General features: G+C 59.1%; 13 protein-coding genes and 1 pseudogene. 9 read left to right on the forward strand and 5 right to left on the reverse strand.

Going from position 1 to position 11,165, the window contains the following annotated elements; translation table 11 throughout:
• Positions 1-457: pseudogene (locus ACFFAR_RS13380) on the forward strand (L-asparaginase); the annotation flags it as partial.
• Here the strand turns inward: ACFFAR_RS13380 and ACFFAR_RS13385 are convergent.
• From ACFFAR_RS13385 to gcl, 5 genes are all read right to left on the reverse strand, one after another.
• A complete protein-coding gene (locus ACFFAR_RS13385) occupies positions 451-1,089 on the reverse strand; it encodes a Vat family streptogramin A O-acetyltransferase (protein WP_061999246.1) in 639 nt (212 codons plus the stop codon). The pseudogene ACFFAR_RS13380 and the gene ACFFAR_RS13385 overlap by 7 nt on opposite strands.
• A gap of 119 nt (positions 1,090-1,208) precedes the next feature.
• Positions 1,209-1,697, reverse strand: a complete 489-nt coding sequence (gene lysM / locus ACFFAR_RS13390) for a peptidoglycan-binding protein LysM (RefSeq protein ID WP_061999247.1) — start codon at positions 1,695-1,697, stop codon at positions 1,209-1,211.
• A gap of 302 nt (positions 1,698-1,999) precedes the next feature.
• Entirely contained in the window at positions 2,000-2,887 is an 888-nt protein-coding gene (gene glxR / locus ACFFAR_RS13395) for a 2-hydroxy-3-oxopropionate reductase (protein WP_375507992.1), read from the reverse strand.
• Positions 2,888-2,921: 34 nt separating this feature from the next.
• On the reverse strand, positions 2,922-3,725 hold the full coding sequence (gene hyi / locus ACFFAR_RS13400; RefSeq protein ID WP_062169858.1) for a hydroxypyruvate isomerase: 804 nt from the start codon (positions 3,723-3,725) through the stop codon (positions 2,922-2,924).
• A 47-nt stretch (positions 3,726-3,772) separates the two neighbouring features.
• Complete coding sequence (gene gcl / locus ACFFAR_RS13405) at positions 3,773-5,554, reverse strand: glyoxylate carboligase (RefSeq protein WP_062000821.1); 1,782 nt, start codon at positions 5,552-5,554, stop codon at positions 3,773-3,775.
• Between the two features lie 154 nt (positions 5,555-5,708).
• Here gcl and ACFFAR_RS13410 point away from each other — a divergent pair, with 154 nt between their 5' ends.
• The 8 genes from ACFFAR_RS13410 to ACFFAR_RS13445 form a co-directional block, all read left to right on the forward strand.
• A complete protein-coding gene (locus ACFFAR_RS13410; RefSeq protein ID WP_062169859.1) occupies positions 5,709-6,614 on the forward strand; it encodes a LysR family transcriptional regulator in 906 nt (301 codons plus the stop codon).
• A gap of 196 nt (positions 6,615-6,810) precedes the next feature.
• Positions 6,811-7,185 (forward strand): 30S ribosomal protein S6, encoded by a 375-nt coding sequence (gene rpsF, locus ACFFAR_RS13415; protein WP_375507993.1) that lies wholly within the window; start codon positions 6,811-6,813, stop codon positions 7,183-7,185.
• A 35-nt stretch (positions 7,186-7,220) separates the two neighbouring features.
• A complete protein-coding gene (priB, locus tag ACFFAR_RS13420; RefSeq protein WP_061999250.1) occupies positions 7,221-7,520 on the forward strand; it encodes a primosomal replication protein N in 300 nt (99 codons plus the stop codon).
• A gap of 2 nt (positions 7,521-7,522) precedes the next feature.
• Positions 7,523-7,798 carry a 30S ribosomal protein S18 gene (gene rpsR / locus ACFFAR_RS13425; protein ID WP_061999251.1) on the forward strand — a complete coding sequence of 92 codons (276 nt, stop codon included), beginning with the start codon at positions 7,523-7,525 and terminating at the stop codon, positions 7,796-7,798.
• A gap of 27 nt (positions 7,799-7,825) precedes the next feature.
• Complete coding sequence (gene rplI / locus ACFFAR_RS13430) at positions 7,826-8,281, forward strand: 50S ribosomal protein L9 (protein WP_061999252.1); 456 nt, start codon at positions 7,826-7,828, stop codon at positions 8,279-8,281.
• 138 nt (positions 8,282-8,419) lie between these two features.
• A complete protein-coding gene (locus ACFFAR_RS13435; RefSeq protein ID WP_060857247.1) occupies positions 8,420-9,808 on the forward strand; it encodes a replicative DNA helicase in 1,389 nt (462 codons plus the stop codon).
• Between the two features lie 120 nt (positions 9,809-9,928).
• Positions 9,929-10,555, forward strand: a complete 627-nt coding sequence (locus ACFFAR_RS13440; RefSeq protein WP_056353092.1) for a DUF47 domain-containing protein — start codon at positions 9,929-9,931, stop codon at positions 10,553-10,555.
• Positions 10,556-10,584: 29 nt separating this feature from the next.
• Positions 10,585-11,165: anion permease (locus tag ACFFAR_RS13445; RefSeq protein WP_375507994.1), on the forward strand; the 581-nt coding region annotated here is incomplete at its 3' end.

The raw sequence follows: 11,165 nt of genomic DNA on the forward strand, positions 1-11,165 counted from the left end.
GCCTGAGGGCGGCGCGCTCGGCTGGGTTCAGGACGGACAGGTCGAATATCAGCGCACGGTCGTGAGACCCCACACGCTGCAGACGCCGTTCGAGATCGCGGCTGAATTGCCGGCGGTCGAGATCGTGGCGAGCTATGCGGGGGCATCGCGAGTGGCTATCGACGCCTTGGTCGCCGCCGGCGCGAAAGGGCTGGTAATTGCCGGTACGGGAAACGGCTCGATCCACTCAACCATGCAGCAAGCCGTCGCCGATGCCACGAAGCAGGGCGTAGTGGTCGTGCGGTCATCGCGTGTCGGTTCGGGTCACGTGATGCGCAACGGCGCGGCGCCGGACGACGCGCTCGGTTCGATCACGGCGGGAAGCCTGAACCCGTACAAGGCTCGCGTGCTGTTGATGCTGGCGCTGGCCGCGGGTGTTGCATCGAGAGACCTGCAAAACGTCTTCGATACCTACTGATTCGCACACTCGCTCAATCGCTCGATATCGCCCGACACGATCTGTTCCAGATGTCGGGTGATGGTTTCGACAGGCCAGTCCCACCAGGCGATGGCCTGCAGCCGGGCAACGGCTTCGGGCGCGAAGCGGGCCTTGATGGTTTTCGCCGGATTGCCGCCTACGATCGTATAGGGCGCGACATCGCCGGTCACCACCGATCTCGACGACACAATCGCGCCGTCCCCGATCCTGACGCCCGGCATGATCAGCGCGTCGTAGCCAATCCAGACGTCGTTGCCTATTACCGTATCGCCCTTATATGGCAAGTCGGAAAGCGATGGCATGACCTTTTCCCAGCCATTGCCAAAGATCTGAAACGGATACGTCGAGATACCGGAGAGTTTGTGATTGGCGCCGTTCATGATGAACTGGGCGCCTTTGGCGATAGCACAAAATTTCCCGATGATCAGCTTGTCGCCAATAAACGGAAAGTGGTAAAGCACGTTGCGTTCGAAGTGCTCGGCGTCTTCGGGATCGTCGTAATACGTGTAGTCACCGACCACGATATTCGGATTCTTGACAGTGTTCTTGATAAAACAGACTTGCGGAAAGCCTTCCATGGGATGTTTGTTCTTCGGATCGGGACCGTTCATGCGCACTCCGGAAAAAGGATGTCATTGATAGGCCGATCCTGCCTTGCCGCGTTGATTCAGGCAATAAAAAACGCGAACCAGGGTTCGCGTTCTTCAATTCTTCAACCGACTCAACCTGCTCAAGCCAGCGGCGGAATCCGCAAGACCTGTCCCGGATAAATCTTGTCCGGGCTGCTGAGCATCGGCTTGTTGGCCTCGAAAATCACGTCGTTCTTCGCGCCGTTGCCGTAGTACTTGGTCGCGATCTTCCAGAGATTGTCGCCCGCGGCCACAGTGTGAAATTGTGAAACGGGCGTGGGATTCAGAACGGTGATGTGATCGTCGACCTTGTCGACATGCTGCACGTTGCCTGCCGCGACGAGAATCTTCTCCTTGGTCGCCTGATCGGCGGCCTGGCCGCTAACTGTGACCGTATGCGATGCGCCGTCGAACGTGACTTGCAGGTTGTCGGCCGTGAGGCCCTGATTGCGGATGTACGCAGCGATCGCGTCTCCCGCAGTCTTGTTCAACGCCGCTACATCCGGCGCTGCCGGCGCAGCCGATGCGGTTGTCGATACGGCGCCGAACAACTTCTCGCCCGCTTCCTTGATGAAACTGAACATGCCCATGTTGCAACTCCTGTATTAAGCCAATGAGACGGCCGGATAAAGCCGAGCCTCTTAGTCGCGCGGCATCGGGCTTAGTTCGCGGTGTTCACGGGAGGAGTTGTAATACTGTGTGGACGGGCACGAAGTGAAACAAAAACTTGAAGCAAAGCTTGAATCAAAAACAAAAAAGGATCCGGCAGGCGGACACCCGGCAATGACGTCTGACCGACCAAGGCTTCCACGTCATCGCCGGGCGCCGCTAGACGGACCCAACGTTATTGCACTTCTTGCAACCCACCGGAGATCAGCCGGTTTTCAGCAATTCAGTTTCCTTCGGTAACCTGATGATTCGACATCAGTTCCAGCGCCCGGACCATGCCCGAGTGATCCCACTCGCGCCCGCCGTTCGCCACGCAGACGCTGAACAGTTGCTGCGCGCTCGCCGTATGCGGCAACGCGAGTCCAAGCTTCTTGGCGCTTTCCAATTCCAGATTCAGGTCCTTCTGATGCAGTTCGATCCGGAAGCCCGGGTTGAACGTGCGCTTGGTCATGCGCTCGCCGTGAACTTCCAGGATCCGCGATGCCGCGAAGCCGCCCATCAATGCCTTGCGTACGCGCTCGGGATCGGCGCCGGACTTCGATGCAAACAGCAGCGCTTCACCCACGGCTTCAATGTTGAGTGCCACGATGATCTGGTTGGCCACCTTGCAGGTTTGCCCCGCGCCGTTATCGCCGATGAGCGTGATGTTCTTGCCCATCGCTTCGAAGAGCGGCTTCGCGCGTTCGAACGCAGCTTCCGGGCCGCCGACCATGATGGTGAGCGTCGCTTCACGCGCGCCGACTTCGCCGCCGGAGACGGGTGCATCGAGGTAATCGCAACCCAATGCGTTGATCTTCTTGGCGAATGCCTGCGTTTCGATGGGCGAGATGGAGCTCATGTCGATCACGAGCTGGCCTTTCTCGAGACCCTTCGCCACGCCGTCGTCGGCGAACAGGACGTTGGCGACGTCGGGCGTGTCCGGCACCATCAGGACGATGATTTCGCTGCCGCGCGTCACTTCCGTCGAGCTGCCGACGACCGTGCCGAGCGAGCGCAGATCCTCTGGCACCGGGTACGCGCCGTTCAGGACCAGCGTGTGGCCCGCTTTTTTCAGGTTGCGCGCCATGTGGGCGCCCATGATGCCAAGTCCGATAAAACCGATTGTTGCCATTACGTGTGTCTCCTCCAGTTGTCGGGTCGTGGCTTCAAGCCACCGCGCGCGCGTTCTTCCAGCCTGCAAGCTCGCTCAGCCATCCAAGGCCGGCTTCGGTCGTCGCACGCGGTTTGTATTCGCAACCGATCCAGCCTTGATAGCCGACCGAATCCAGCAGCGAGAACAGGAACGGATAGTTGATCTCTCCCGTGCCCGGTTCGTTGCGGCCGGGGTTGTCGGCGAGTTGAACGTGCGCGATCAGTGGCAGGTTGCGTTTGATCGTCGCCGCAAGTTCGCCTTCCATGCGCTGCATGTGATAGATGTCGTACTGCAGGAACAGGTTGTCCGAGCCGACATCGCGGATCACGTCCAGCCCTTCCTGCGATTTGTTCAGCGCGAAGCCGGGGATATCGAAGTGATTGCACGGCTCGACCAGCAGCCTGATGCCTTCCTTCTTCAACGCGGCGGCGGCGAACTTCAAATTCTCAACGATGGTCGCCCGTGCGTCCTCACGGCTCACCGAAGCAGGCGGAATACCGACCAGGCAATTGAGTTGCGGCACGTTCAAGGCCTTCGCGTATTCGATCGCCTTCGACACGCCTTCGCGAAACTCTTCCTTGCGGTCCGGCAGACACGCGATGCCACGCTCGCCGCCTTCCCAATTGCCGGCCGGCAGGTTATGCAGCACGATCTGAAGGTTGTTGTCGTCAAGACGCTGGCGCAAATCCGCGATGGAGTACGGATACGGAAACAGAAACTCCACCGCTTCGAAACCCGCTTCCGCTGCCGCTGCAAAGCGGTCGAGGAAGGGCACTTCGTTGAACAGCATCGTCAGGTTTGCGGCAAATTTCGGCATGGTTTCTACTCTCTCAGGCTGCATTCAGGCTACGTTCTGACTGGTACTCAGGCGTTCGATGTCGACGCAATGGCCGTCGGCGCGTCCTGCTCGGTTTCGGCGAGCGGCTCGAACTCGTTGATGGCATCGATTTCCGTGCCCATCGCAATGTTCGTCACGCGCTCCAGAATCACTTCCACGATGACCGGCACGCCGAACTCCGCGAGCATCCCTTCGGCCTTGCGCAGCGCCGGGGCGAGATCTTCCGGTTTGAAGACGCGCATCGCCTTGCAACCCAGACCTTCGGCCACCGCCACGTGATCCACGCCATACCCGTTCAGATCAGGCGCGTTGATGTTTTCGAACGCGAGCTGCACGCAGTAGTCCATATCGAAGCCGCGTTGCGCCTGGCGGATCAAACCGAGGTACGAGTTGTTCACGACCACGTGAATGTAAGGCAAGCGGAACTGCGCACCCACAGCCAGCTCTTCGATCATGAACTGGAAGTCGTAGTCGCCGGAGAGCGCCACGATTGGCCGTTGCGGGTCCGCTGCACGCACACCGAGCGCTGCCGGAATCGTCCAGCCGAGCGGGCCGGCCTGGCCGCAATTGATCCAGTTGCGCGCCTTGTACACGTGCAGGAACTGCGCGCCGGCGATCTGCGAGAGACCGATCGTCGAGATGTAGCAGGTGTCGCGTCCGAAGACCTTGTTCATCTCTTCGTAGACGCGCTGCGGCTTCATCGGCACGTTGTCGAAGTGCGTCTTGCGATGCATCGTGCGCTTGCGTTCCTGGCATTCGCCCACCCACGTTCCGCGATCCTTCAGCTTGCCCGCTGCCTTCCATTCGCGCGCCACTTCCACGAAAAGTTCGAGCGCGAATTTGGCGTCGGAGACAATCCCGAGATCCGGTCCGAACACGCGGCCGATCTGCGTCGGCTCGATGTCCACGTGCACGAACGTACGGCCCTTCGTATAGACCTCGACGCTGCCCGTATGACGGTTCGCCCAGCGATTGCCGATGCCCAGCACGAAGTCCGACGCAAGCATGTTGGCGTTGCCGTACCGGTGCGCGGTCTGCAAGCCGCACATGCCGGCCATCAGCGGATGGTCGTCGGCGATTGCGCCCCAGCTCATCAGCGTCGGGATCACCGGCACGTTGATCAGCTCGGCGAACTCCACGAGCAGATCTTCAGCAGCCGCATTCAACACGCCGCCGCCGGACACGATCAACGGCCGCTCGGACGTGGTCAGCATCGTCAGTGCTTTTTCGACCTGGGCGCGGGTGGCTTTCGGCTTGTAGACGGGCAGGGGTTCGTAGGTATCGATATCGAATTCGATTTCGGCGAGCTGCACGTCAATCGGTAAATCGACCAGCACCGGACCCGGACGGCCCGAACGCATCAGGTGAAACGCCTGCTGGAACACGCGCGGCACAAGCGCCGGTTCGCGCACCGTGACCGCCCACTTGGTCACCGGCTTCGCGATCGACTCGATATCGACGGCCTGGAAATCTTCCTTGTAGAGACGCGAGCGCGGTGCCTGGCCCGTGATGGCGAGGATCGGAATCGAATCGGCCTGGGCGGAATAGAGACCCGTGATCATGTCGGTCCCGGCGGGTCCCGACGTTCCGATACACACGCCAATATTTCCCGGCGACGCCCGCGTATAGCCTTCAGCCATGTGCGACGCGCCTTCCACGTGCCGCGCCAGCACGTGGCCGATACTGCCGGCCCGCTGCAACGCCGAGTAGAACGGATTGATGGCCGCGCCCGGCACGCCGAACGCCATTTCGATCCCTTCTTTTTCCAGCACGAGAACGGCTGCATCTACAGCTCGCATTTTGGTCATGACTGTCTCCATCCACTGTGTGTTTCGGTGCGTCCCGCCATTGCAGAACGTCGTTTGATGGACTTTATGCGTGTGCCGGAGTGTTGATAAGATCAGCCAGAGTCGTTTGATCCGATACAAAAGGTATCGAACGGACAAATACGGAGACAAACAAATGGATCGCTTCAGGCAAATAGAGACGTTCGTGAAAGTCGCCGAGGCCGGCAGTCTTGCCGCGGCCGCGCTGGAGGAGGGCGTGTCGCCGGTGATTCTCGGGCGGCGTATCGATGCGCTGGAAAAACGTCTGGGCGTCAAACTGATGTACCGCTCGACGCGCCGTCTGGTAGTGAGCGAGGAGGGTGCGGCATTCCTGGAACGCTGCCGCGGGCTACTCGCCGACTGGAACCAGGCGGAGAACGAGCTCGCCGATGGCCAGCGCACCGTCGATGGTCATCTGATCGTCTCGGCGCCCGCAGCTTTCGGGCGTATGCACGTGGCGCCGCACGCCCCAGGTTTTCTCGCCGACAAACCCGCGCTGCAGATGTCGTTCAACCTGAACGACCGCGTGGCGGACCTGATCCGCGAGGGCTACGACTTGTCGATAAGAATCGGCGGCGCGGTGGACCAGAATTTCGTGGCCGTGAAACTCGCCGAGAATCATCGCGTGGTCTGCGGCACGCCCGCCTACTTCAAGAAGCACGGCAAGCCGAAAACGCTCGATGACCTTCCGCGCCACAACTGCCTTGCGTTCAACCTGCAGGGCGGCCAGAACCGCGGCTGGTATTTCCGCCGGAACGGCAAGCTGGCGACCGTGCGCGTGTCCGGCAACCTGGATTGCAACGACGGCGAATTGCTCCATCGATGGGTATCCGAAGGCCACGGACTCGGCTGGCGCTCGACCTGGGAGATCCAGCGGCAACTGGCTGCGGGCGAACTGGAAACCGTGCTGGACGAATTTGCGCTGCCGGACTACGACATCCTCGCGGTGTATCCGCAACAGCGCTACATTCCGGCGAAAGTGCGCTACTTCATTGATTATTTGAAGAAAATCTATGCGCAGCCGGATTACTGGAGCCGCTGACACTAGGCCGTATCAGTTGGCTAAAAGCCTGTTGCCGATGCCTTGTTGATGCCTAAGCCATTGAAAACACAGCGGAACTAAAGCGCGAAAAGCCCGATTTAGTTGTACGCGCATCCAGATCCGGCTATAATCGCTGGCTTCTCTCTTGCCGCACCGGTCCGACGCCCGGGTGGCTTTATATCCTCAAGGAGTAACAATGCGTCATTACGAAATCGTATTTATCGTGCATCCGGATCAGAGCGAGCAAGTGCCCGCCATGATCGAACGGTACAAAACCACGATCACGTCGCACGGTGGTTCGATCCACCGCATCGAAGACTGGGGCCGCCGTCAGCTGGCTTACATGATCGAGAAACTCGCGAAGGCTCACTACGTGTGCATGAACATCGAATGCAGCCAGGAAACCCTGGAAGAGCTGGAGCACGCATTCAAGTTCAATGACGCAGTGCTGCGTCACCTGATCGTCAAGATGAAGAAGGCCGAAACCGGCCCGTCGCCGATGATGAAGGAAGTGCACCGCGAAGAAGCCAAGAAGGCGGCCAGCCAGCCGTCCGAAGCGCAGGCTAGTTAAGACGGCATCGAAGCCGTCAAGCCATCAGGATCGAAGTGAACCGGCTGCAACTGACAGCAAGCGTCGTGGAACGCGAACCGGTGCGGTACACCCCCGCCGGCGTCCCCATAGCAAGCTGCACGTTGCATCACTGTACGGAAGTTGTCGAAGCGGGCATTCCCCGCCAGATCGAGCTGACACTTCCTGCGGTAGCGGCTGGAGCTGCGAGCGGCAAGCTGGAAAGCCTTGCGATGGGCGTCGAAACGCTCTTTACAGGCTTCATGGCGAAGAAAAACCGCAACGCGCGAACCCTGGTGTTTCACATCACAGAATTGCAGGATATTGGAAAGGACTGAACATGCCCCGCCCGACTGGTAAGAAATTCGACAAACGTCGTCAGCAACAAAACCCGCTCTTCAAGCGCAAGAAGTTCTGCCGTTTCACCGCGGCCAATGTCGATTACATCGACTACAAGGACACGGACACGCTGAAGGACTTCGTTGGTGAGAACGGCAAGATCACGCCGGCTCGTCTGACTGGAACGAAGGCTCACTACCAACGTCAGCTCGACACGGCTATCAAGCGCGCCCGTTTTCTCGCGCTCCTGCCGTACACCGACCTGCACAAGGCCTAATCAGACGACGCAATAAGGAAAAGCCAAATGCAAATCATTCTTTTGGAAAAAGTCGTCAACCTGGGCAACCTCGGCGACATCGTGAAGGTCAAGGACGGTTACGCACGTAACTTCCTGATCCCGGGCAAGAAAGCTCGCCGTGCAACGAAGGACGCGATCGCGGAATTCGAAGTGCGCCGTGCGGAACTGGAAAAGGTTGCAGCTGAAAAGCTGGCAATCGCCACGGCTCAGGGCGAAAAGCTGAACGGCGCAACCGTTCAGATCTCGCAGAAGGCGGGCGTCGACGGCCGTTTGTTCGGTTCGGTGACGAACGCGGACATCGCCGACGCGCTGAAGAAGCAAGGTCTGGCAGAAGTCGAAAAGTCGCAAGTGCGTCTGGCCGACGGCCCGTTGAAGCTGGTTGGCGATCACGCTGTCCAAGTTGCATTGCACACGGACGTCGTCGTCGACGTGACGGTGTCGGTGCTGGGCGAGCACGCTTAAGCTTCCAGGCAGCCGGGTTTTCTCCCGGCGCTGATGCAAAAGTAAAGTGGTAAAGGAAGGGCGGGAACCCTCAACGGTTCCCGCCTTTTTTGTTTTCTCTTCGCCCGCCGCCCCGTCATTTCGCCGATAATTGCCCCCATGAACGCACCCTCGAAAGATCCGCAAATGGATGCGCTGAAGGTCCCGCCGCATTCCATCGAAGCCGAACAGTCTGTCATTGGCGGCTTGTTGCTCGACAACGCCGCGTGGGATCGCATTGCGGACTTGATGTCGCACAGCGATTTCTACCGCTACGACCACAGGATCATCTACGAGGCGATCGGCAAGCTGATTGCGACCACGCGTCCGGCCGACGTCATCACGGTCTACGAGGCGCTGACCAACACGGGCAAGGCCGAGGAAGTAGGCGGCCTCGCGTATTTGAACGCGCTGGCCCAGAATACGCCGAGCGCGGCCAACATTCGCCGGTACGCGGAAATCGTGCGCGACCGGGCAGTTTTGCGCCGCCTGGTTTCCGTCGCCGATGAAATCTCCGCCGACGCCTTCAATCCGCAAGGCAAGGAAGTGCGCCAGTTGCTGGACGAGGCCGAGGCGAAAGTGTTCTCGATTGCGGAAAGCGGCGCGCGCGGCACGCAAGGGTTTCTTGAGATTGGCCCGCTTTTGACGGAAGTTGTCGAACGAATCGACACGCTCTATCACACCGCGAATCCCAGCGATGTCACCGGTACACCAACGGGTTTTGTCGACCTGGACCGCATGACCTCGGGCATGCACGGCGGTGAGCTGATCATCGTGGCAGGGCGCCCATCGATGGGTAAAACCGCTTTTTCCATGAACATCGGCGAGTATGTGGCGGTCGAGTACGGCCTGCCGGTCGCAGTGTTTTCCATGGAAATGCCGGGCACCCAGCTCACCATGCGTATGCTGGGTTCGGTCGGACGCCTCGATCAGCACCGGATGCGTACCGGCCGTCTCACGGACGAAGACTGGCCAAAGCTCACCCACGCAGTGCAAAAAATGAGTGAGGCGCAGATCTTTATCGATGAAACCGGTGGCCTCAACCCGATGGAACTGCGCTCGCGCTCGCGCCGCCTTGCGCGCCAGTGCGGCAAGCTGGGTTTGATCATCGTCGATTATCTGCAACTCATGTCCGGGTCCGGGTCGGGCGGCGAAAACCGCGCGACGGAAATCTCGGAAATCTCGCGATCGCTCAAGAGTCTCGCAAAAGAGCTCGATGTTCCGGTTGTCGCGTTATCGCAGTTAAATCGCGGACTTGAGCAGAGGCCGAACAAGCGTCCGATCATGTCGGATCTGCGCGAGTCGGGTGCTATCGAGCAGGATGCGGATGTCATTTTGTTTATTTACCGCGACGAAGTCTACAACCCCGACAGCCCCGACAAAGGTACTGCCGAGATCATCATCGGCAAGCAGCGAAATGGTCCAATCGGGCCAGTACGCCTCACGTTCCAGGGGCAATACACGAAGTTCGAGAATTTTGCGGGCGCGCAGAATTTTTACAGCGACTAAAGGAACTCATGTTGCAACCGCACCCGGATTGTTACCGATCAGGGTGCGGCGGCGTTCCCGCGAAGGTACAATGTGGCGGTTTTATGTCAGCCCCATTTTGAGCCACTTTCCGGGATTTTCATGTTCGGTCGATTCATGCCCACCGAGGGCAAATTTTTCGAAATCTTCAATGCGCACGCGAAGTGCATCGTTGACGCGAGCCACGAACTCGAACTGCTGATCGACAACATGGACCAGATGGAAGTCCATAAGCAGAACGTCCAGACGAACGAAAAACGTGCTGACAAGCTCACGCACGAAACTATCGACCTGTTGCACAAGACCTTCATCACGCCGCTCGATCGCGACGAAATCCACAAGCTCATCACGACCATGGACGACATCCTGGACCTGATGGAGGATGTCGCCACGGCAATCTCGCTTTACGACGTGCGCGAATCGACCGCGGAAATGAGCCAGCTCGCTCATATCTGCACGGCGACTTCCGAGCGCGTGCAGCAAGCCGTGCAACTTCTCGCGGACATGAAGCGCGCCAGCGAAATCCTGAAGATCTGCGAAGAAATCGACCGTCTGGAGTCCGATGCGGACCGCGTACTGCGCTCGGCCATGTCCAAGCTTTTCCGCGAAGAAGATAACGTCAAGACGCTGATCAAGCTGAAGGCAATCTACGAGCTGCTCGAGACGATCACCGATAAATGCGAGGATGTCGCGAACATCATCGAAGGCATCGTGCTGGAAAACGCCTGATTTCAGCCGCGCCACTCACTCGATAAACGATGCATTCGATTCAACTCGCCCTCTGGGCTGTCATTACGCTCGTCGTGGTCGCGCTGGTGTTCGACTTCATGAACGGCTTCCACGACGCCGCCAACTCTATCGCAACCGTCGTCTCTACCGGCGTGCTGAAACCTCAGCAGGCCGTGGCTTTTGCTGCAGCTTTCAACGTCATCGCGTATTTCATCTTCCATTTGAAGGTCGCGGCGACCGTAGGGAAGGGAACCATCGATCCGGCTATCGTCGATCAATATGTGATCTTCGGTGCCTTGGTCGGCGCTATCGGCTGGAACATCATCACGTGGCACTATGGCATTCCGTCGAGTTCGTCGCATGCGCTGATCGGCGGCCTGGTCGGGTCTGCATGGGCCAAATCCGGCTGGGGTTCGCTTAACCTCGACGGCCTGCTCAAGACCGTTTCGTTTATCTTCATTTCGCCGCTGCTCGGCTTTGTGCTCGGGTCGCTCTTCATGCTGATCGTCTCGTGGATGTATTTCCGAACGCCGCCGTCGAAGGTGGACCGGCGTTTCAGGCGCTTGCAGCTTGTGTCGGCGGGACTCTATAGCCTCGGGCATGGCGGTAA

The sequence above is a fragment of the uncultured Caballeronia sp. genome, from assembly GCF_964243625.1.
Taxonomy (GTDB): Bacteria; Pseudomonadota; Gammaproteobacteria; order Burkholderiales; family Burkholderiaceae; genus Caballeronia.